17 protein-coding genes are annotated in these 21,383 nt (G+C 73.2%); 6 read left to right on the top strand and 11 right to left on the bottom strand.

Going from position 1 to position 21,383, the window contains the following annotated elements:
• Nucleotides 1-4 precede the first annotated feature (4 nt).
• The gene (locus tag FYW99_RS11640; RefSeq protein WP_150252018.1) at nt 5-1,009 is read right to left on the bottom strand and encodes a stage II sporulation protein M; all 1,005 of its coding nucleotides are present in this window, start codon (nt 1,007-1,009) and stop codon (nt 5-7) included.
• Between the two features lie 162 nt (nt 1,010-1,171).
• On the opposite strand from FYW99_RS11640, the gene FYW99_RS11635 reads away from it, so the two are divergent.
• A complete protein-coding gene (locus FYW99_RS11635) occupies nt 1,172-2,029 on the top strand; it encodes an RDD family protein (protein WP_150252017.1) in 858 nt (285 codons plus the stop codon).
• Nucleotides 2,030-2,140: 111 nt separating this feature from the next.
• Here the strand turns inward: FYW99_RS11635 and ahcY (FYW99_RS11630) are convergent, their stop codons facing one another.
• Nucleotides 2,141-3,403: an adenosylhomocysteinase gene (gene ahcY / locus FYW99_RS11630; protein WP_150252016.1), complete on the bottom strand. Its 1,263-nt coding sequence runs from the start codon at nt 3,401-3,403 to the stop codon at nt 2,141-2,143.
• Between the two features lie 191 nt (nt 3,404-3,594).
• The gene (ahcY, locus tag FYW99_RS11625) at nt 3,595-5,031 is read right to left on the bottom strand and encodes an adenosylhomocysteinase (RefSeq protein WP_150252015.1); all 1,437 of its coding nucleotides are present in this window, start codon (nt 5,029-5,031) and stop codon (nt 3,595-3,597) included.
• 128 nt (nt 5,032-5,159) lie between these two features.
• On the opposite strand from ahcY (FYW99_RS11625), the gene FYW99_RS11620 reads away from it, so the two are divergent.
• Nucleotides 5,160-5,570 carry a MerR family transcriptional regulator gene (locus tag FYW99_RS11620; RefSeq protein WP_150252014.1) on the top strand — a complete coding sequence of 137 codons (411 nt, stop codon included), beginning with the start codon at nt 5,160-5,162 and terminating at the stop codon, nt 5,568-5,570.
• 95 nt (nt 5,571-5,665) lie between these two features.
• A complete protein-coding gene (locus FYW99_RS11615; protein WP_150252013.1) occupies nt 5,666-6,811 on the top strand; it encodes a hypothetical protein in 1,146 nt (381 codons plus the stop codon).
• Between the two features lie 4 nt (nt 6,812-6,815).
• Here FYW99_RS11615 and FYW99_RS11610 read toward each other — a convergent pair whose 3' ends face one another.
• The 4 genes from FYW99_RS11610 to FYW99_RS11595 form a co-directional block, all read right to left on the bottom strand.
• On the bottom strand, nt 6,816-8,189 hold the full coding sequence (locus FYW99_RS11610; protein ID WP_150252012.1) for a protein kinase domain-containing protein: 1,374 nt from the start codon (nt 8,187-8,189) through the stop codon (nt 6,816-6,818).
• 142 nt (nt 8,190-8,331) lie between these two features.
• Complete coding sequence (locus FYW99_RS11605) at nt 8,332-8,508, bottom strand: Trm112 family protein (protein WP_013154764.1); 177 nt, start codon at nt 8,506-8,508, stop codon at nt 8,332-8,334.
• Nucleotides 8,509-8,558: 50 nt separating this feature from the next.
• Nucleotides 8,559-9,935 carry a phosphomannomutase/phosphoglucomutase gene (locus FYW99_RS11600; RefSeq protein ID WP_150252011.1) on the bottom strand — a complete coding sequence of 459 codons (1,377 nt, stop codon included), beginning with the start codon at nt 9,933-9,935 and terminating at the stop codon, nt 8,559-8,561.
• Nucleotides 9,936-10,103: 168 nt separating this feature from the next.
• On the bottom strand, nt 10,104-10,505 hold the full coding sequence (locus tag FYW99_RS11595; protein WP_150252010.1) for a DUF3499 domain-containing protein: 402 nt from the start codon (nt 10,503-10,505) through the stop codon (nt 10,104-10,106).
• A gap of 270 nt (nt 10,506-10,775) precedes the next feature.
• Here FYW99_RS11595 and FYW99_RS11590 point away from each other — a divergent pair, with 270 nt between their 5' ends.
• Nucleotides 10,776-11,171: a metallopeptidase family protein gene (locus FYW99_RS11590; protein ID WP_150252009.1), complete on the top strand. Its 396-nt coding sequence runs from the start codon at nt 10,776-10,778 to the stop codon at nt 11,169-11,171.
• Between the two features lie 100 nt (nt 11,172-11,271).
• Here the strand turns inward: FYW99_RS11590 and FYW99_RS11585 are convergent, their stop codons facing one another.
• From FYW99_RS11585 to FYW99_RS11570, 4 genes are all read right to left on the bottom strand, one after another.
• A complete protein-coding gene (locus FYW99_RS11585; RefSeq protein ID WP_150252008.1) occupies nt 11,272-12,981 on the bottom strand; it encodes a DUF5719 family protein in 1,710 nt (569 codons plus the stop codon).
• Nucleotides 12,982-13,083: 102 nt separating this feature from the next.
• The gene (locus FYW99_RS11580; RefSeq protein WP_150252007.1) at nt 13,084-16,500 is read right to left on the bottom strand and encodes a glycosyltransferase family 2 protein; all 3,417 of its coding nucleotides are present in this window, start codon (nt 16,498-16,500) and stop codon (nt 13,084-13,086) included.
• Nucleotides 16,501-16,921: 421 nt separating this feature from the next.
• Entirely contained in the window at nt 16,922-17,209 is a 288-nt protein-coding gene (locus FYW99_RS11575; RefSeq protein ID WP_013154770.1) for a WhiB family transcriptional regulator, read from the bottom strand.
• A gap of 238 nt (nt 17,210-17,447) precedes the next feature.
• A complete protein-coding gene (locus FYW99_RS11570) occupies nt 17,448-18,800 on the bottom strand; it encodes a hypothetical protein (RefSeq protein ID WP_150252006.1) in 1,353 nt (450 codons plus the stop codon).
• A gap of 240 nt (nt 18,801-19,040) precedes the next feature.
• On the opposite strand from FYW99_RS11570, the gene cofD reads away from it, so the two are divergent.
• Nucleotides 19,041-20,030, top strand: coding sequence for a 2-phospho-L-lactate transferase (gene cofD / locus FYW99_RS11565; protein ID WP_150252005.1), 990 nt, complete (start codon nt 19,041-19,043; stop codon nt 20,028-20,030).
• A complete protein-coding gene (locus FYW99_RS11560; RefSeq protein ID WP_150252004.1) occupies nt 20,027-21,322 on the top strand; it encodes a coenzyme F420-0:L-glutamate ligase in 1,296 nt (431 codons plus the stop codon). Before cofD ends, FYW99_RS11560 begins: the two co-directional genes overlap by 4 nt.
• Nucleotides 21,323-21,383: the final 61 nt, after the last annotated feature.

Genomic DNA, 21,383 nt, shown 5'->3' with positions numbered 1-21,383 from the left:
GACCTCAGGCCACCGGGACGGCCGCGGGGGCGTTCTCCAGGTCGCCGGTCTCGCCCTCCCGGTAGGCCTTCTTGCCCACCGTGAACACGTAGACCACGAACAGCAGCTCCGCCAGCGCGCCGATCCCCAGTGCCACCGGGATCGGGATGACCCCGGCCGCGGCGTTGCCGGTCACCGCGCCCTCGATGAGCCCGGAGATGAGCAGCACCACCACCAGCCCCAGGGCCACCGCGATGGCCGCGCGCCCCTCCTCACCCAGGGCGCGCATGCGGGTGCGGTCGCCGGGCGCGATGATGGTCCACCCCAGCTTGAGGCCCACCCCGCCCGCGACGAAGACGGCGGTCAGCTCCAGCATCCCGTGCGGCAGGAGCAGCCCGAAGAACACGTCGCCCTGGCCGTGGGCGAGCATGATCCCCGCGGCGACGCCCACGTTCACCGCGTTCATCAGCAGCACCGCCAGGGTCGGCAGCCCCAGGGCCACGCCGTAGATGATCGCCTGCGCCGACACCCACGCGTTGTTGGTCCACACCTGGGCGGCGAACGAGCCCCGGGGGTTCTCCATGTAGTAGTTCGCGAAATCGTGGTCGACGTACTGCGCCATGAAGTCCGGCGTGCCCAGGGCGTGCAGCACGTCGGGCTCGGACACGATCCAGAGGGCGGTGACCGCGGCGATCGCGACCATGCCCGCGCTGGTGCCGATCCACCACCACCGCAGCCGGTACAGCACCGCCGGGAACACGCGGGTGAAGAACCCGCCGACGTCGCGCCACGCGGAGGCGTGCGCGCCGGTCACCGCGGAGCGGGCCCGCGCCACCAGCGCGGACAGCCTGCCCACCAGCGCCGGGTCCTGCCCGGAGGAGCGCACCACCGACAGGTGGGTGGACACCCGCTGGTAGAGCTCGACGAGTTCGTCGATCTCCTCACCGTCCAGCGAGCGGCGCCTGCGCACCAGTCGGTCCAGCCGTTCCCACTCCGGGGCGTGCGCCGCGGCGAACACGTCGATATCCACGCAAGGGACCCTATCCGTTTCGCGCGCGGTCCGGTTCGGGCGCCGGTCGCCGGGCCCCCTCGGCCCACCCCTTCGGAGCGCACTCCCGACTCCGCTGCGAACAGCCGTCCCGCGTGCCGGGTAATGTCGGGACGACGGTTTCAGACAGCCCTGAGGGAGCGAGTGCTGGTGTCCTATCCCGGCAACGGCGACGCCCGCGCCGACGTGTACGGCGTGACACCTCTGGTCACGGGTGACGCCGTGGTCCTGGACCTGCGTCCGGCCGGTTTCGCCACCAGGGCCGCGGCCCTGGCCATCGACGCCCTGGTCCAGGTCATCGCCCTGATCGCGTTGAGCGTCCTGGTCACCTGGATCGGCAGGGACCTGGACCCCGCGATCACCGCGGCCGTGTCCCTGTCGAGCATGGTCCTGGTCCTGGTCGGCTACCCGGCCGTCTTCGAGACCGTCTCCCGGGGGCGCTCCCTGGGCAAGATGGCCCTGGGCCTGCGCGTGGTCGGCACCGACGGCTCCCCCGAGCGGTTCCGGCAGGCACTGGGCCGGGCGCTGGCCGCGTTCGTGGAGATCTGGCTGACGAGTGGCGTGGTCGCGCTGGTCACGTCCATGATCAACCGCGACGGTCGCCGCGTGGGCGACTTCGTGGCCGGGACGATGGTGGTGGAGGAGCGCGGCGGCAGGCCGCGCGAGGAGGTCGTCCCGATGCCCCCGCACCTGGCGGCCTGGGCGTCGAACACCGAGCTGTCGAGGCTGTCCCCGGAGACCGCGGCGGCGGCGCGCCAGTACGTGCTCCGGTACGGGGAGCTGGCCGAGCACACCCGCCACGAGATGGGCGTCCGGCTGGCCGACGCGGTGGCCGCGCAGATCAGCCCGCCCCCTCCGCCGGGGACCACCCCGCCCTACTTCCTGGCCGCGGTGCTTGCCGAGCGCCGGCGCCGCCACGAGATCGCCGCCCAGCGCTCCCAGCCGGGGTACCCGCAGGGCGGCCCCCGGCAGCAGTGGTACGGCCCGCACTCCTCCCCCTGAATCGGGACGTCTGGAGACAGCGGGCGCGGCGAGCCGGTTCCCGCTCCGGCGACGGCCGCCGCGACCGCGCTGAGCGCGACCTGAGGGACCGGTCGGGCGCGGGGCCGCCCGTCAGGCGTGCCAGGAGCGCAGGTAGGCCTCCTGCCCGGGGGTGAGCGCGTCGATGCGCACCCCCAGCGCGGCCAGTTCGAGCCGGGCCACCTCGGTGTCGGTCTCGGCGGGCACCTCCACCACGCCCGGCTCCAGGTCGGAGGCGTTGCGGGCCAGCCAGGCCGTGGTCAGGGCCTGCACCGCGAAGGACAGGTCCATCACGGCGGCCGGGTGCCCCTCGGCGGCGCCGAGGTTGACCAGGCGCCCCTCGGACAGCAGGAGCAGTCGGCGCCCGTCGGCCAGCACGTACTCGTCGGCCTGCTCGCGCACGCCCCGGTTGACCTCCACGGACCGGTCCTCCAGGGCGTTCAGGTCGATCTCCAGGTCGAAGTGGCCGGAGTTGGCGAGGATCGCGCCGTCCTTCATCAGGTCCAGGTGCTCGGCGCGGACGACGTCGCGGTTGCCGGTGACGGTGACGAACACGTCCCCGGCGGGGGCCGCCTCCTCCATGGTGCTGACGGTGTAGCCCTGCATGACCGCGTCCAGGGCCTTGACCGGGTCGACCTCGGTGACGACCACGCGGGCGCCCATGCCGCGGGCGCGCTCGGCCAGGCCCCGGCCGCAGTAGCCGAACCCGGCGACCACGACCGTGCGCCCGGCGAGCAGGGCGTTGGTGGCCCGCAGGATGCCGTCGATGGTGGACTGGCCGGTGCCGTACCGGTTGTCGAACATGCGCTTGGTGGCGGTGTCGTTGACCGCGACCATCGGCAGCCGCAGTTCGCCCTCGGCACTCATCCTGCGCAGCCGGATCACGCCGGTGGTGGTCTGCTCGCAGCCGCCCAGCACTCCGTCGAGGAGGTCGGGGCGGGCCAGGTGGGCCGTGTTGACCAGGTCGCACCCGTCGTCGAGCAACAGGTGCGGCCGCGACTCCAGGACCGTGACCAGGTTCCGGTCATAGGAGACCGGGTCCATTCCGGCCCAGGCGTGGACCGAAACCCCGTACTCGGTGACCAGGGCGGCGGCGGTGTCGTCCTGTGTGGACAGCGGGTTGGACGCCGCCAGCCACACGCTCGCGCCGCCCGCGCGCAGGGCCCGCAGCAGGTTGGCGGTCTCGGCGGTCACGTGCAGGCACGCGGCCACGCGCAGGCCGTCCAGGGGGCGTTCGGCGGCGAAACGCTCGCGCACGCTGCGCAGCACCGGCATGGAGCGTTCGGCCCAGTCCACGCGGCGGACCCCGGCCCCGGAGAGGCCGAGGTCCGCCACCTGGTGGGAGGGGAGTGTCATGTGCTGCCCGGCTCCTGCTTTCTTGGTCGGCTCACCCCCGTGGGCGACACGTTCGGGCGCCCACAGGGTTCTGGAGGTGCCGGAGGCGGGTTCGTGAGGAACGAGCGAACCCGCCGTAGGCGCCGAAGGTTCCTGTTCTCCGGGCGCCCGAACACGGGGCGGAGCGCAGCGGAGCCCTAAAGCGACACCGCCTAGTAGCGGTAGTGGTCGGGCTTGTAGGGACCCGAGACGTCCACACCGATGTAGGCGGCCTGCTCCTTGGTGAGCTGGGTCAGCTTGACGCCGAGCGCGTCCAGGTGCAGCCGGGCGACCTTCTCGTCGAGGATCTTGGGCAGCGTGTACACGTCGGTCGGGTACTCGTCGGGCTTGGTGAACAGCTCGATCTGCGCGATGACCTGGTTGGTGAAGCTGTTGGACATCACGAAGCTGGGGTGGCCGGTGGCGTTGCCCAGGTTGAGCAGACGGCCCTCGGAGAGCACCAGGACGGACTTGCCGTCGGAGAAGGTCCACTCGTGGACCTGCGGCTTGATCTCCTTCTTGACGACGCCGGGGACCCTGGCCAGACCGGCCATGTCGATCTCGTTGTCGAAGTGGCCGACGTTGCCGACGATCGCCTGGTGCTTCATGCGGGTGATCTGGTCGGCCATGATCACGTTGAAGTTGCCGGTGGTGGTGATGAAGATGTCACCGGTCTCCAGCACGTCCTCCAGGAGCGTGACCTGGTAGCCGTCCATGGCCGCCTGGAGGGCGTTGATCGGGTCGACCTCGGTGACGACCACGCGGGCGCCCTGGCCGCGCAGGGCCTCGGCCGCGCCCTTGCCGACGTCGCCGTAACCGCACACCACGGCGACCTTGCCGCCGATGAGCACGTCGGTGGCGCGCATGATGCCGTCCGGCAGCGAGTGGCGGATGCCGTACTTGTTGTCGAACTTGCTCTTGGTGACCGAGTCGTTGACGTTGATCGCGGGGAAGGCCAGGGTGCCCTCGCGGCGCATCTCGTACAGGCGCAGGACACCGGTGGTGGTCTCCTCGGTGACGCCCTTGATGCGCTTGGCGATCTCGGTCCACTTGGTGGCGTCGCGCTCCAGGCTGGCGCTGAGCAGGCGCAGCACGACGCCCATCTCCTCGCTGTCGGCGCTGTCGGGGTCGGGGACCGCGCCCGCCTTCTCGTACTCGGCGCCCTTGTGGACGAGCATGGTGGCGTCGCCGCCGTCGTCCAGGATCATGTTGGGCCCCTCGGCGCCCGGCCAGGTCAGCGCCTGCTCGGTGCACCACCAGTACTCCTCCAGGGTCTCGCCCTTCCAGGCGAAGACCGGGACGCCCTTGGGGTCCTCGGCGGTGCCGTCGGGGCCGACGACGACCGCCGCGGCGGCGTGGTCCTGGGTGGAGAAGATGTTGCAGCTGACCCAGCGCACCTCGGCGCCCAGGGCGACCAGGGTCTCGATGAGGACCGCGGTCTGGACGGTCATGTGCAGCGAGCCCATGATGCGGGCGCCCTGGAGCGGCTTGCTGTCCCCGTACTCGGCGCGGGTGGCCATGAGGCCGGGCATCTCGTGCTCGGCGAGCCGGATCTCGTCGCGTCCGAAGGCGGCCAGGGAGAGATCGGCGACCTTGAAGTCGAAAGCCATGCGTTCCTCACTCGTGATGGTCGTGGCGCACCCGATTCTAGGGCCGCGGCCCGGACGACCGTACGAAGTTGACATTTGACTGTCAGTTTTGCGCTCTTTGGCCGGGAGGTTCGGTTAGGGTCGCGGACATGGCCGCCCTCGACGACGACCCGACCCCGTCCGACCTCCAGCCGCTCGGCCCCGTGCCGATCTCCGCGGCCGCCGACCGGGTGGGCACCACCGCTCGGATGCTGCGCTACCGCGAGGGTCTGGGCCTGCTGCCCCGCACCCAGGAGCAGCCCACCGGGCGCGGGCACCGGCACCGCCGGTTCACGGAGGAGGACCTGCGCACGATCGCGGTGGGCCTGGAACTGGAGCGCGAGTTCGACATCCCGCCCGCCGCGCTGGCCTTCGCCCTGCGCGTCCTGGCCGAGCCCGAGGTCCTGGCGCGGGTGCGCTCGCACGGGGAGCGGCTGGGCAGGCTCGCCGCGGCGCCCGCCCGTGCACTGGACTTCGAGAAGCAGAAGGCGATGCGGCTGCTGCACGGCCGCCGCCCCTGACCACCCCCGGTTTACACGCCGACGCGTCCGGTAGCGGCCACAGGTCGGGGCCCGTGACAGGTTTTGGCCAACTGCCCACTGGCTACGGAAGACACGTGGATACCCTACGTTGCGGTGCGGACCTGGACCGGATTCCGGCCCTGGTGCGCGAGGACCTCATGGACGTCGACCGGCTGCGGGCCATCTGGGCCCAGCACCGGCAGAGCCAGCCCCGGGAGGCGCGGGCCGCGGCGCGGCGCGAGCTGACCGTCCGCCGTGTGCGGGCGCTGGGCGGCGGCCCCGCACTGGAGGAGCTGGTGGTGTCCGCCGCGGCGGACGGGGCCTCCGGGCGGCAGTTCACCGCCGCGTTCGTCTCGGAGCTGGCCGAGCGCGCCAGGAACCTGCCCGAGGACTGCCCCGCGCGCTCCCCCCTGCGCCCCGTGGACTCCGAGCAGGCGCTGCGGCTGGCGCGGGCCGCCTCGGTGCCCGCCCATCCGGTGGTGCGCGCCGCCCAGATCTACGCCGAGGGCGTGGCGGTGCTGGCCGAACTGGACCCCGAGCGCCCCGAGGGCACGCACGCGTGGGCACTGCCGTGGCTGTTGGCGTCCCTGGTGCTGCGGCGGGCGGACTTCCCGCCGCTGCTGCCCGACCCCCTGGCGCCGCCGTGGAGCGGGCGCGACGCCGACGAGCGCCTGGCCGGGATGGTCCGTCACTTCGCGCGCCTGGTGACCGGCACGCTGCTCGACGAGCTGAGCTGGACCCCCGAGCACGTCCCCGAGCCCCGCTCCCCCGTGTCGCCGCTGGCGGCGGTGACGCGCCGCCGCGTCCTGGACTACGTGCGCTCGCGCCGGGAGTCGCTGGCCATGATCCTGCGGGCGCTGGACCCCGCGGCGCGCACGTCGGTGTACTCGGGTGGTTCGGACGACTCCGAGCCCGGGACCGCCTCGGAGGTCGTGGCCCGGAACCTGCTCACGCCGGGGGCCGCGCACTGGTGGACGGCGCTGGAGCTGACGGTGGGCGGGGCGTCCCTGTCGCTGTTCGTGGTGGTCCAGGAGGTGGGCCGTCCCCGGACGGGGGTGCTCGCGGTCACCGCTGACGCGCGTCTGACCACCGCGGAGGGGGTGCGCGACGCGCTGGGCATGTCCGGCACCGACAGCGTGACCGTGATGCCCACGGACTGCGTGGACGACCGCTGGCCCCAGGTGCGCGACCTCGTGGACGAGGCCGTGTCCCGGGCCATGAACGAGCTCACCCGGATCTGAGTGGTCAGCCGCCGCTGACGGCGATCAGGAGCAGCACGAGCAGCAGGATCACGATGGTGATGAGCACCGCCGGGATCACCCAGCTCTGCTGGAGCACCGAGTTCTGCTCGACGGGGCGCGGCATGGGCTGCTGCGCCCCGGGGCGGGCGTAGGTCTGGTTGGGGTTCATGCCCGTGGCCATGGGGTTGCCGACGCCGTGCGGGCCGTGGGGCATGCCGGGCGGCGGGGGCGGGTACGCGGGAGCACCCGGACGCGGGTTGGACACCCCCGGGTGTCCGGGGATCCCGGGCCTGGGGTTGGAGGTGCCGGGGTGGACGAAGCCGTGGCGGGGGTCGGAGCCCATCGGGTGCCCCGGCATGCCCGGGCGGGGGTTGGAGGTGCCCGGCTGCATGTACCCGGCGGCGGCACCCGCCTGCGGACCGCTGTGCGGCTGCTGGGGGCCCGTGTGCGGCTGCTGCGGCCCGGTGTGCGGCCGGTAGGGCATCTGGGCGCCGGTGAAAAGGCCGGTCTGGGCGATCTTCTCGCCCTGCTTGACGACGTCGTCGGTGGACGGACCGGAGGTCTCGGGCCCGTCGTGGCCCAGCAGGCGCATGAGGAGCGTCTGGGCGTTGGGCCGGTTGTCCGGGTTCTTGTCCAGGCAGGACTCGACGATCGGGCGCAGGGCCTCGTCCATGTCGGTCAGGTCCGGGGGCGCGCTGACCACGCGGTGGACGACCGCCGGGACGGTGTCGGAGCCGAACGGCGCCCGCCCGGTGGAGGCGAAGGCGATGACGCAGCCCCAGGCGAAGATGTCGCACTTGTCGGTGATGCCGCGGCCCTCGATCTGCTCGGGCGCCATGTAGGAGGGCGTGCCGACGATCGAGTTGGTCATGGTGGCGGTGCCGTCGTCGATCCGGGCGATGCCGAAGTCGATGACGCGGGGGCCGTCCGGGCCGAGCAGCACGTTGCCGGGCTTGAAGTCGCGGTGGACGATGCCCGCCTTGTGGATGGCGACCAGGGCGGTGGCGGTGGTGATGGCGAGCCGCTGGAGGGTGGAGCCCTTCTGGGTGGCGCCCTTGGCGATGGTCTCCTGGAGGTCCTTGCCCGGCACGAACTCGCTGACCACGTAGGGCGGGTCGCCGTCGAGCTGGGCGTCGATGATCGCGGCGGTGCAGAAGGAGGCGACCTTCTGCGCCGCCCGGACCTCCTTCTCGAACCGCTTGCGCAGGTCGCTGTCGCGCGACCACTGGTCGTTGAGGACCTTGACCGCGTACTGCTCGCCGCCGGCGTCCTCGGCGAGGTAGACGATTCCCTGGCCGCCCTTGCCCAGCCGTCCTGTCACGCTGTACTCGCCGAACGAGGAGGGGTCGCTCGGCAGTAGCGATTCGGGACCGGGCATCGGTGTCCTCCGGGAGGATAGGGGTGAGAGGGCGCGCAGCACCAGGGTACGGGTTGCGGGGAACGCGGTGGTGCGTCCCGTCGTGCCCCGTTACCCCGGCGCAACCGTTATGACTGCTGGAACGCCCGAGGCGTTCCCGGTCTCACCCGATTTTTCGCGCCTCGTCGACCAGCAGGACCGGGATGCCGTCCCGGATGGGGTAGGCCAGGCCGCTCTCGTCGCAGACCAGCTCGTCGGTCTCGGGGTCGTGGCGCAGCGGGGCCTGGCTCTGCGGGCAGGCCAGGATCTCCAGCAGCCAGCCGTCGATCTTCGTGCTCATGTCCTCGTTCCTCTGCAGTGGGGTGTCCCTCTGCTCCCAATGATGCCTGGTCAGGCGCGGACGATGGCCAGGACCTCGTCGCGCAGACCGGCCATGGACGCCTCGTCGGGGGCCTCGACGTTGAGCCGCAGAAGCGGCTCGGTGTTGGAGGCGCGCACGTTGAACCACGACCCGTCGGGGAGGGAGACGGTCAGGCCGTCGAGTTCGTCGACGGTGACGCCGTCCCGCCCGGCGAAGGCCTCGCGTACCGCGGCCATCCGCCCGGGGGCGTCGGCGACCTTGGAGTTGACCTCGCCGGACCCGGCGTAGCGCGAGTAGGCCTCGGCGATCCGGGAGAGGGGGCGGTCGTCGTTGCCCAGCACCCGCAGGACGTGCATCGCGGCGAGCATACCGGTGTCGGCGCGCCAGAAGTCGCGGAAGTAGTAGTGGGCGGAGTGCTCCCCGCCGAAGATCGCGCCCGTCTCGGCCATGGTCGCCTTGATGAAGGAGTGCCCGACCCGGGTGCGGACGGGCTCGCCGCCCTTCTCGCGGACGATCTCGGGGACGGCCTTGGAGGTGATGAGGTTGTGGATGACCGTGGCGCCCGGCTCGCGCTCCAACTCCTGGGCGGCCACCAGCGCGGTGACGGCCGAGGGCGGCACGGCGTCGCCGTTCTCGTCCACGACGAAGCAGCGGTCGGCGTCGCCGTCGAAGGCCAGGCCGATGTCGGCGCCGGTCTCGCGGACCCTCGCCTGGAGGTCCACCAGGTTGTCGGGGTCCAGGGGGTTGGCCGGGTGGTTGGGGAAGGTGCCGTCCAGCTCGAAGTAGAGGGGGACGACCTCCAGCGGCAGGCCCTCCAGGACGGCGGGGACGGTGTGGCCGCCCATGCCGTTGCCCGCGTCCACCACGACCCTGAGCGGCCGGATGTCCGAGAGGTCGACCAGTTCACGCAGGTAGTCCGCGTACCCCGCCAGCAGGTCGCGGTGCGTGATGGTCCCGGCGGGGCCGTCGTGGGCGGACGCTCCCCCGACGGGCTCCTTCCCGGCCAGGATCTCCTCGGCCAGGCCGCGGATCTCGTCCAGGCCCGTCTCGCCGCTGATGGGCGCGGCCCCGGCCCGGCACATCTTGATGCCGTTGTACTCGGCGGGGTTGTGGCTGGCGGTGAACATGGCGCCGGGCAGGTCCAGCTGGCCCGAGCCGTAGTAGAGCAGGTCGGTGGAGCCGAGACCGGCGAACACCACGTCCAGGCCCTGGCCCGTGACGCCCTCGGCGAAGGCGGTGGCCAGCTCGGGCGAGGACGGGCGCATGTCGTGGGCCACCACGACGGCCTCCCCGCCGACCACACGGGCGAAGGCCGCGCCGATCGCCCGGGCGATGTCGGCGTTGAAGGTGTCGGGGATCACGCCCCGCACGTCGTATGCCTTGAAGATGCTTGCGAGGTCAGCCACGTCTTCTCCGGCCAGGTCGGTCCTGCTTGGCTTCGGTCCCGCGCGGCCGGGCCGCGCGCGGTACAAAACTAGCAAGGCGCCCCCGCGAACCCCCGCACCGCCGCCGGTTCGGCCCCGGGGCCCTCTCCGCCGCGGCGGGGCGGGGCGGCGTCGGCGCCGTCTACCGGCTTACCCGCCGGAGTGCCGGGGGGGCTGCTGTTCACCGCGCCCCGGATCGGATCTGACCACGCGCAGGTGCCCCCGGCGCAGCGTCTCGGTCCCCTCGCCGATCTCGTCGGAGGGGTCCTTGCGGGCAGGCGGGCGGGCCGCCTCACGTACGGCGTCGGCGAGGGCCTCCAGGTCGTCGCTGCCCGGGCCGCCGCCCGACGTCTCGACCGGGAGTCGGACGACCTCCCAACCGCGCGGTGCCGTCAGCCGGTCGGCGTGCACGGCGCAGAGGTCGTAGCAGTGCGGTTCCACGTAGGCGGCGAGCGGGCCGAGGACGGCCGTCGAGTCGGCGTAGACGTACGTGAGCGTGAAGACGGCAGGCTGTCTGCAAGCGGTACGGGAGCAGCGTCGAACAGGGCTCACAGCGTTCGACTGTATGCCTTTACTGAGGGACACGCCAGCATCGTTCCATGAGCTGGTCCGTTCGCGCTCGTCCGCGGCCTCCGCGCGCCGTCCTCCGGCCGCCTCCCGGGGGTCGGCTCACCACCTCCGACCCGTCCCCCGTCACCGTCCGGCGGCCGCTCCTCGGGCGCGTGAGCGCTTTCGCCCCGGGAGGGACTACGCGCGGGGCCCGTGATGGCTTAGTCTCGAAGTGTGCGACGAGTGCGCCTTTCCAGTGGCCAACCAGACCGAGTGCGGCGCCGGGACCGCAGAGGCCGAGGCATCCGCGGTCCTCTCGTGCCCTCTGACCTGCCGGTTTTTCGGAGCCGAGCGCAGGCCTTCGACGATCTTGTCCTGGACGCCGTCGAACGGCTCGAACGCCTGTGGGCCCGAGAGCTGGCCAATGTCGACTTCCTCGTGGAGGACGTCCCCCCGGTTCCGCCCCACGGCCCCCTGACCGAGGCGATCCCGTTCTCCCGCCTGGAGACCGACCCCTCCGGCCGGGCCCGGATCGTGGTGTACCGGCGTCCGGTGGAGATCCGGACGAAGGATCCGGAGGAGACGGCCCTCCTCGTTCACGAGACGGTCGTCGAGGAGGTCGCCAACCTGCTCGGCGTGGAACCGGAGTCGGTGGACCCCGAGGGTTGACCGCCCTCGCCCGGGGTTCCTCAGGGCTGCCCCGGGGCGCTGGCCCCCTTCCCAGGTCAGGGGTCTTGCGTCACACCGGCGACAGTCCCGGCCAGCGTGCCTAGGGGACCACTCCCACCATGCTGTCGCGCGTCACCGGGAGCTCGGTCCGCACCGGCGCGGGAGTCACCGGCAGCACGCCCAGGCCGTCTCCGCCGCCGCGCAGCACGCGGGCGACGTGGACGGGCGCGGAGCCGTCCAGGACCTCCAGGCGGACCGCGTAGCCGTCCTCGGACCCGGTGCCCGGAGGCGCCTGCCAGCCGTCGTCCCCGCCGAACGCGGTGGTGGTCCCGGCTGCGACCTGCACGCGCACGGCGTCCCCCTGGGTCGCGTCGGCGCCGATCGGGGTGGCCATGAGCGTGGCGTCGCCCCCGACCGCGGTCAGGAGCAGCTCGGTGTCGGCGCCCTCGGGGACATCGGGCAGGACCGCGGTGGTGTCCAGCGGGAAGCCGAGCGGCGGCACGGCGGAGGTGTAGGCGGCCTCGACCACCTCGACGTCCTCCCCCTCGCCGGTGACCGCCTCCGCGGCGACACCGGCGACCACGGGCGCGTCCGCCTCCACCACGACCGCGCCGGGCTCCCCGGCCAGGACGGTCTCCAGGCTGAGCCAGGCGGAGGCCGCCGGGGGCACGCTGAAGGTCAGCGGGTCGTCGGCGGTCCCGGTGCCCTGCCCCTCCTCGCCCTGCCCGCCTTCCTCCTCCGCCTCGTCCGCCTCGCCCTCCGAGGCCGGGGTGACGGTGTGCACGCGCACCTGGACGGGCTCGTCACCCGGCGCGGCCACGTGCAGGCGCCGACGGCCCTCGCCCCCGGGAACGCCGGGGACCACGTGCTCCCGCGCGGGCGCGGCCGTGGGCGGAACCCAGTCGGCGGTACCGGAGGAGTGCTCGGCGAGCAGGGAGGCCGCGACCCGTCCCGTGCTGGTGCGCACGTGGACGCCGACGGCGCTGGTTCCGCCGACCAGCTCGGTCAGGTCCAGTGCGGTCGACGCCCCGGGGGGCATGGCGATGCCCCTGCTCTCCTCGGAGTAGGAGGGGCCGCCCTCGGTGTAGACGTCCACGCTGACCGTGGCCCGGGAGTCCTCGGGGTTGGCCAGGTGGACGGTGAGCGCGTCGAGTCGCATGCCCTCGGTGCCGTCGCCGCCGGGGAGGGCGAACCAGGTCCCCACGGCGGGTTCGAGGCAGCGGACCTCGGTGGCCGAGCCGTCGGAGAGGGTGGTCTGGGCTGCGTCGAGGCCCGAGGCCAGGGCCCCCTCGGCGCGGACGGCGGTGGGGGTGTCGGTCCCGGCGGTGTCGGTGTTCCACACCCGGCCGGGTTCGGTCAGCTCCCCGCCGACCGTGTCGCCCCGGGTGCCGTCCGCGCTCCCCGCGTTTCCACCGTTCCCATCGGTCGCGCTGTCCTCACCGTCCTCGGTGTCACCGCTGCTCTCGCCGTTCCCGCCGTCACTGCCGCCCTCGGCGTCACCGCCGTTCCCGTCCTCACCGCTCTCCCCACCGTCCACGTCCTCCTCGGGGGCCTCGGGAACCGACTCAGCCCACAGTTCGCCCTCGTCGTCGCGGCTCACCCTCGGAGCGAACGCGGCCACGGAGCTCTCCCCCGACTCGTGCGGGGCGGGACACACCCGCACCGCGTGGTCGGGCCGCACGGTCCCGGGTGTGGTGACGCCCAGTTCGGCGGTGATCGGCCCGGTCGCGAACGCGACGCCGAACAGCGCGGCCAGGGCCAGCGCGACCAGCCCGAACAGCGCGAACCGGTTCTCCACGATCAGTCGCACGGCCTGGTCCTCCCGTTCGGTACCGGACACCCGGCGGGCCTGGTCGGCCCGGCCGTCCCGGTCTCCTCGTCCGCTGCTCCCCGGCGCGTTCGCCTCCCCCGGTCACCGACCACGGCGCCGCTCCCCCCTGCGCACGCTGCGGGTGCCCCGGCGGCGGCCCCTGCCCCGGACGGCGGGCAGAGCGCCGGTGTCCTCCCCCGGGGGCGGGGGACCGGCCGGGCCGCCCTCCGTCGCGTCCGGTGCGGCGTCCCCGTCCGCGCGCGCGCCGGAGCCCTCACCGTCGGGTCCCGAACGGCCGGAGCCGGCGCGTGAGCCCCGATGCGAGGACCCGCGCGACCTCCCCGAACGCCGCAGCCGCTCCGGCCGCCGCGGACGGGGTGTGGGCGTGGCCTCGATCAGCCGCACGTCCTCCTCGGTCCGCACACCCGGCGCGGCGAGGACCGCGACCACCGTGAGCAGGAGTCCCTGTGTGAGCAGCCAGGCCGCGCGAACGTAGTCGGTGTGCCAGACGCGCAGCTCGCCGCCCTCCACGGGCAGCGTCCAGGCCTGGGTTCCGCTCCGGGTGGGGGCGGGGTCCAGTTCGACGCCGTCCAGACTGGCGCGCCAGCCGCTGTCGGCGGCCTCGGCCAGGGCGAGCAGCCGCCCGGTGTCGCCCCGCGGGACCGGGGCGCTCACCTCGTCCGCAGCTCCCCGCACCGCGAGGACATCGGCGTCGACACCGTCCTCGGAGACCACCCGCAGCGCGCCGGTGGGGACGGCCAGCCGCCAGAGCGCGTAGTGCTGCGACAGCGACTGGCGCTCCAGTCCCGGTGTGCCGTCCAGGGTGTCGACCATGGTGACGTCGGCGGGTCCGCTGATCTCCGGGCGCGGGTAGAGCACGTACTGGATGCCGAAGTCGGCCAGGGTGTACATCTGGTCGCCGCCCTGGCCCACGGCGAGTTCGGCCACGGCCCGGTTCATCGTCTCGCGGACCCCGCTCTCGGGCACGAGCTGCTCCTCGCCCAGACGCGGCTCGCTCCCGCGCACGACCAGGTAGTCCACGCCGCCCTCCCCGTCGGCGGTGACGACGAGGGTGCGCGGCCGGGTCTCCGCCCCGTCGTCTGGGCCGCCACCCCCGGCGGCCTCGGCCTCGACCAGCACGCCGGGAACGACGGGTTCGGCGCGTGCGGTGACCGGCCCCCGCACGCCCTCCCACATCCACACACCCGCAGCGCAGACGGGGGTCGCCAGGGCGAGCAGGCCCACGGCGAGCGCGAAGACCCGCCGCGGCCCGCCCAGGCGCACCATGTCACCGAAGGAGCGCGCGGCGGTCGCCGCCGACAGCAGCACCGCCGTGGCGGCGAAGGTCAGGGCCGCACCGGGCCAGACCGGCGCCGGGGGGCCGCCGTAGTAAGGCTCGATGACCACCCGGCTGGTCAGGACGGCCACGAGGATCCCGAACAGGGCGAGCGACCACCCCGCCGCGGCCAGCATCCGGTTGCGGAGCAGCAGCAGGGAGCACAGCGCGGCCACGGCGAACCCGGCCGTGACCCAGAACGGCGGCGTCCCGGGTCCGCCAGGCGAGAGCATGAGCAGCTCCTGCGGGGTGGCGCCCGGCGCCGACAGTTCGGGGCGGTGCAGCCCGGCCTCCAGCAGCCACAGGCTGGGGTGCAGGAGCAGTTCGAGCGTCCACGGCATCAGCAGCACGAGCGGGACGGCCAGGCCCAGCGCGACGCTGACGTAGATCCGGCGGCCCAGGTGGCCGAAGGCGACGGCCACCAGCAGGCCCGTGACCAGTGACAGCAGCCACACCATCGGGACGAACGCGGTGGCGACCGTCAGGACCAGGCCCACCCCCCAGGCCGCTCGGCGCGAGGGCTTGGGCGGCATCGACACCAGCCGCACCAGCAGCAGCCCCAGCACCGGCAGCAGGACGTGGACCAGGGCGGTGCCCAGGCGGCCCTGGGCGACCGCGCCGGTGGCCACCGGCAGCAGCGCGTAGGCCGCGGCCATCCACAGGCGGGCGGGGCCGAAGCCCAGCACCTCGCGGGCGAGCAGGTAGGCGGTCAGCCCGGACAGGGGCACGCAGCCCAGCAGGACAATCGTGACGGCCAGCCAGGGCTTGCCCAGGGTGAGCGTGGACAGCAGGGCGAGCAGGCCGACGTAGGGCGGGACGGGGTCGTCCGCGCCGAGTCCGCTGTCGGGGCTGCCGGAGAGGTAGAGGTTCCACAGGTCGTCCGCGCCGCCCGCGACCGGGGGCAGGGCGCCGCCCGCGAGGAGGTCGCCCAGGAGCAGGGAGCGCTCGGCGACGAGGGCGACCGCGGTCAGGGCGAGGACCAGCAGCGCCCCGGGGCGCAGGAGCACACTGCGCACGAAGCCGGCGGTGTCGGTGGGAACCTCGTCCTCTTCCTCGGCGGCGGGTGGCGCGGTGACGGCCTGGTGGCGGCCGGGGGTGTTGCGCACGGGCTCGCCGGACAGGATTCCGGTGACCACGTCGTGCACCTGGCGCATGGCCACGCCGCGCGCGAGGAAGGGCCGGATGGCGCTGTAGGTGCGGCGGCGGTCGCGGCGGCGCCGGAAGCGGGCGCGCACCAGCCGGAGCGGCCGCATGTAGACCAGGGTGATCGCGGCGGCCTCGTCCAGGGCGTTGGCGGGCTGCTTGATGAGCAGGTACCCCACCACGCGCAGCAGCGAGGCCACGGAGTTGCGCAGCAGCGCGGCCACCATGCCGCCCAGGGGCAGGTTGGCCAGCAGCACGAAGACGGCGTGGCGGCGGTCCACCCGGCGCGGGTGGTTGCGGGTGGCGGAGATGGGACGACGGCGCCGGGCGGAGGCCTCGGCGTGGTAGGCGACCGCGTCGGTGACGAGCAGGGCGCGCAGCCCGGCGCCGCCCACCCGCCAGCAGAAGTCGATGTCGTCGCGGAACAGCGGCAGGGAGGGGTCGAAGCCGCCGAGGCGGTCCCACACGTCGCGGCGTACGAGCATGCCCGCGCTGGAGACCGCGAGGACCTGGCGCGTGCCGTCGTGCTGGCCGTGGTCGAACTCGCGCTGTTCCAGCCCGGTCTCGCGGCGGCCGGCGCCGTCGATGGTCACGCCCGCCTCCACCAGGAGGCGGCGGTCGAACCAGTCGCGCAGCTTGGGGCCCAGAACGGCGGCGCGGGGGTCCTGGTCGGCGGCGTCCAGCAGGTGGGCGAGGGCGTCCCGGTCCGGGGTGAGGTCGTCGTGGACCAGCCAGATCCACTCGGTGGCGTCCTCGTCGAAGCCGCGTACGGCGCTGGTGGAGCGCGGCAGTTCCAGGGCGGCACGGACGGCGTCGCCGTACCCGGTGCTGGCGGGCAGGCCCACGACGGCGTCGGCGGGCAGGAACCGGGCCAGGACGTCGGCGCTGTCGTCGGCGCTGCCGGTGTCGGCGGCGACGGCCCGCTGCACGGGCCAGGACTGGTCGCGCAGCGCCTGCATCGTCTCGGGCAGCCAGCGGGCGCCGTCGTGGGACACGATGACCGCGGTGACGACGTGTCGGGCGAAATCCTGGTCAGGCACGGCTGTGGTGGGTTCTCTCCGGGAGGGGCGCGGCCCCGATCGGGTCCGCGGGTCCGGCCGGGCGGGGCCGACGGGGGCGACCGCGCTCCGGACGCGGTCCGCGCGCGGGACGTTCACGGCCGGCCGCGGCCCTCATGACCTCGTCGGGGCCGGACACGGCCCGCGCGGGACATCACCCTACGCCACTCGGCACCATTGCGGGCCTCTTCGTCACACGCCGCTGCGGCCCGGCCATATCGGAGCATTCCCACCACTACGGGAACACCGAATCCGAACACACGTCCGAATGGCGTCCGTCATATCGGGGCATTACCGCCTCCGGCCGCACCCCGGACGCAATCGCCGCACACCCGGGGAGAGGGCGGACATGAGAAACGCGCGCCCGGGTTCGTAACCCGGACGCGCGTCCCAACACGCGGCCCTAGAGCATCTCCGCCAGGAAATCGAAATCTCCCCCGGCGGCTTTCTTCAGCCTGCGGCGCTCGCGTTCGGAGAGTCCCCCCCAGATGCCGAAGCGCTCATCGTGCTCCAGCGCGTATTCCAGGCACTCCGCACGTACCTCGCACGACTGGCAGACCTTCTTGGCTTCCCGCGTCGAGCCGCCCTTCTCGGGGAAGAACGCCTCCGGGTCGGTCTGCGCGCACAGGGCACGTTCCTGCCAGCCCAGATCCTCATCCGAGCCGTGCGCCAGCGGGATGACCTCGCTCATGCGCACCTCCTGTTGCCCCCCATAGATGTCCCCGGCCCTTTTCGTCCCCCGGGCCGGGTGGAATCCCACCTTGAAATTACACGCGGGTCGCTTGCTGAGAGTCAAGCGCCCTGCGTGGTAATCCACTGAATATCATGCGACGAACCGCCAGCGGCAGTCCGGTGATGTCCGTTCTGCGAATTACCACGCAATTCACGACCTTCCGAGACGGTGGGGAGCGCGGGCCGCCGGAACCGGGTCAGCGCTTGTCCTCGCCGCCGTACCACCCCTGCTGGCCACCGGTACCGCCCTGTCCCTGCTGGTCAGAGCCGTATCCGGTGTCCGGTCCGTACTGGCCTCCGTACGACCCCCTACCCTGTCCGGGCGTCTGGTTACCGTTGTTCTCACCGGAGTTAAAGAAAGGATCAAGATTGCTGTCGGCCGGGGTGTCCTGCGCCTGCTGTCCCTGGTCAGCGCCCTGGTACCAGCCGTACTGGATCGCGTCCTGGGCAGCCTGCTCGCCGGAGGCGGGCTGCTGCTCGGTGCCCTGCGGGGCGTACTGGGACGGGTCGTAGGCGTACTCGCCCGGCTGGCCGTAGGCGGCCTGCTGCCCGGAAGCGTCGGTGCCGTACTGCTGACCGTAGGCCTGCTGCGCGCCCGTACCGTACTGCTGCTGCGCCGGGTCGGCCCCGTACTGCTGACCGTACGCCTGCTGCTGCGCGGGGTCCGCACCGTACTGCTGGGCGGGATCGGCCCCGTACTGCTGGCCGTACTGCTGGGAGGCGTCGTAGCCCTGCTGTTCGTAGCCCTGCTGGACGGGCTGCTGCCCGGAGGCGTCGGCGCCGTACTGCTGGCCGTACGCCTGCTGCGCGCCCGTACCGTACTGCTGCTGCGCCGGGTCGGCCCCGTACTGCTGACCGTACGCCTGCTGCGCGCCGGTCCCGTACTGCTGGGCGTCGGCGCCGTACTGCTGGGCGGCCGCGTCCGCACCGTACTGCTGACCGTAGGCCTGCTGCTGCGCCGGGTCCACGCCGTACTGCTGGGCGGCGCTCTGGGTGGGGTCGGCGGGCTGGCCCGGGTAGGCCGGCTGGGCGAAGGACTGCTGCGCGCCGGTGGCGGGCGGGAACTGCTGGGGGTAGGCGTTCTGCGGCGCCACCACTCTGGGGACCAGGGTGGGGTCGTTGAAGGCCTTGAGCGCGGCGAAGCCGAAGATGCCGAGCACCGCGCCCTGGGCGACGGTGCTCAGCATCCGGGCGAAGCCGTGGCCGATGTTGATCGCGTCGATGAAGCCGCAGATCACCGTGATCAGGCAGAACAGCAGGCCCACACCGGTGACGATCATCGCGGTCAGCACGACCGGGGAGGCCCCGGACCTGGTCCTTTCGCTGGTCAGGACCAGGGCCACGGCGACGGCGACCAGAACCGTGATGGTCACGCCGAAGAAGTTGGCGGAGCCCGCGTCGTACATGGCCGAGGCGAAGGAGGTCTCCGAGCGCCAGCCGCTGGATCGGACGATCACCTGGATGAGCCCGGAGAGCATGAGCACGCCCGCGGCTGCAAGCAGGACCCAGGCCCCCGGAAGGCGCAGGCGTTCTAGCGTTTCGTTCTTCAAGAGAGGTTCCCCATCTACTGCTGCTTCGCCGTCGGGTCGATGGAAACGGCGTCGGGCTGTCACGTGTGGATCGGCCGCGTCCGGGCATGGATGTGGGGACACCGGGCGGGGCCGAAGAGTGGGATGGCGACCGCAGCCCCGGAGTTCACGGACCTCCGATACCGGAACGGTCACGCACGGGTCGTGCCCACGGCGGGGCAGACGACCCATACACGCCCCCAGACTGCCAGACTTGGACGCATGCGGATAGTCGTACCGGCTGGCGGTATCGGCGGCGCGCGGTTCCTCCGCGGCCTCAGGGCGGCGCTCGGAACCGTGGCGTCGGCCACCGAAGAGCACACCACAGACAGCAGCATCACCGTCATCGGCAACACCGGTGACGACATCACCCTGTTCGGGCTGAGAATCTGTCCGGATCTGGACACGGTGATGTACACCCTCGGCGGGGGGATCAACGAGGAGCAGGGCTGGGGCCGGACCGACGAGTCCTTCACCGTCAAGGAGGAGCTCGCCGCCTACGGGATGAAGCCCATCTGGTTCGGTCTGGGCGACCGTGACACCGCCACCCACATCGTTCGGGCGCAGATGCTCGCCGCCGGGTTCCCCCTCTCGGCGGTCACCGAGGCGCTGTGCGACCGGTGGCGGCCGGGCGTGCGGCTGCTGCCGATGACCGACGACCAGGTCGAGACGCACGTGGTCGTCGACGACGGGGAGGGACGCCGGGCCATCCACTTCCAGGAGTGGTGGATCCGACACCGCGCGGCGCTGCCCGCCGAACAGATCGTCAGCGTCGGCGCCGAGACGGCCAAGCCCGCGCCCGGTGTGCTGGAGGCGATCGCCGGGGCCGACGCCGTGATCCTGCCCCCGTCCAACCCGGTGGTCAGCGTGGGCTCCGTCCTGGGCGTCCCCGGGATCCGCGAGGCCATGGTGGACAAGACCGTGGTGGGCGTCTCCCCCATCATCGGCGGCGCGCCGGTGCGCGGCATGGCCGACGCCTGCCTGACCGCGATCGGGGTGGAGACCAGCGCGGGCGCGGTCGCCGCGCACCTGGGCGCCGACCTGCTGGACGGCTGGCTGGTGGACGAGGCCGACGCGGGTACCGAGGTGGAGGGGATCGAGGTGCGCTCGCGTCCCCTGTACATGAGCGACCCCGCCGCCACCGAGGCGCTCGCACAGGCGGCCGTGGACCTGGCCGTGGAGCTGGCTCGCGGGCGGGGAGACGGCGAGTGAGCGCCGAACTGCGCGTGCGCGGACTCGGCGGCATCCCCGAGGTGCGCTCCGGCGACGACCTGTCGGCCCTGGTCGCCGAGGCGGTGGCCGCCTCCGGGACCGCGCTGGCCGACGGGGACGTCCTCGTGGTCACCTCCAAGGTCGTCAGCAAGGCCGAGGGCCGTGCCCGCCGCATGGACCGGGACGAGGCGGTCGCCTCCGAGACCGTCCGGGTGGTGGCCCGCGCGGGCAGGACCGGGATCATGCAGACCCGGCAGGGACTGGTCATGGCCGCCGCGGGAGTGGACGCCTCCAACGTCGAGCCCGGCACCGTGCTGCTGCTGCCCGAGGACTCCGACGCCTCCGCCCGCGCGCTGCGCGCCGGGCTGCGCGAGCGCCTGGGCGTGAACGTCGGCGTGATCGTGTCCGACACCTTCGGGCGGCCGTGGAGGGTCGGGCAGACCGACGTGGCCATCGGCGCCGCCGGGCTGTCCGCCGTGCAGGACCTGCGCGGCACCGCCGACACCCACGGCAACCTCATGGAGGCGACCGTCAACGCGGTGGCCGACGAGATCGCCGGGGCGGGAGAGCTGGTCAAGGGCAAGACGAACGGGGTCCCGGTCGCGGTGGTCAGCGGTCTGGGCGACCTGGTCACCGAGGAGGACGGCCCGGGGGCGGCGGTGCTGATCCGCCCGCCCGACGCCGACCTGTTCCGGTACGGGTCGCGGGACGTGGTCCCGGCCCGACGGACGGTGCGCTCGTTCACCGACGCGCCGGTGGACCCGGCGGCGGTGCGCCGGGCGGTGGCCGCTGCGGTGACGGCCCCCGCGCCGCACCACACCACGCCGTGGCGCTTCGTGCTGGTGGAGTCGGCGCACACGCGCGAGCGGCTGCTGGACGCGATGCTCGCGGCGTGGGTGGCGGACCTGCGCGGCGACGGGTTCACCGAGGAGCAGATCGCCCGGCGCACGCGGCGCGGCGACGTGCTGCGCGGCGCGCCGTACCTGGTGGTGCCCTTCCTGGTGGCCGACGGCGCGCACCCCTACCCGGACGCGCGCCGGGCCGACGCCGAGGGGTCGATGTTCCTGGTGGCGATGGGCGCCGGGGTGCAGAACCTGCTGGTGGGACTGGCCGTGGAGGGCCTGGGGTCGGCCTGGGTCTCCTCGACCATGTTCTGCGCGGACGTGGTGCGCGAGGTGCTGGAGGTTCCCGAGGAGTGGCGGCCGATGGGCGCGGTGGCCGTGGGGCACGCGGCCGAGGCGCCGCGGGAGAGGCCGCCGCGCGACCCGGAGGACTTCGTCGCCGTGCGTTAGTGGAATGGCCGGAACCGTCGCTGGCGTGAACCAGGGAACTGCCTTCGTGATGATCTTGTAC

Source organism: Nocardiopsis deserti, assembly GCF_008638355.1.
Classification (GTDB): domain Bacteria; phylum Actinomycetota; class Actinomycetes; order Streptosporangiales; family Streptosporangiaceae; genus Nocardiopsis; species Nocardiopsis alborubida.
Note: the sequence above shows the minus strand (reverse complement) of the source record. Positions and strands in the feature narration are given on the sequence as shown.

Bases quoted from the DNA above. Each gene is read 5' to 3' on its own strand.
- ahcY (WP_150252016.1), bottom strand. From the start codon at position 3,403: ATGACACTCCCCTCCCACCAGGTGGCGGACCTCGGCCTCTCCGGGGCC.
- ahcY (WP_150252015.1), bottom strand. From the start codon at position 5,031: ATGGCTTTCGACTTCAAGGTCGCCGATCTCTCCCTGGCCGCCTTCGGA.
- FYW99_RS11620 (WP_150252014.1), top strand. From the start codon at position 5,160: ATGGCCGCCCTCGACGACGACCCGACCCCGTCCGACCTCCAGCCGCTC.
- FYW99_RS11610 (WP_150252012.1), bottom strand. From the start codon at position 8,189: ATGCCCGGTCCCGAATCGCTACTGCCGAGCGACCCCTCCTCGTTCGGC.
- FYW99_RS11605 (WP_013154764.1), bottom strand. From the start codon at position 8,508: ATGAGCACGAAGATCGACGGCTGGCTGCTGGAGATCCTGGCCTGCCCG.
- FYW99_RS11575 (WP_013154770.1), bottom strand. From the start codon at position 17,209: ATGAGCGAGGTCATCCCGCTGGCGCACGGCTCGGATGAGGATCTGGGC.
- cofD (WP_150252005.1), top strand. From the start codon at position 19,041: ATGCGGATAGTCGTACCGGCTGGCGGTATCGGCGGCGCGCGGTTCCTC.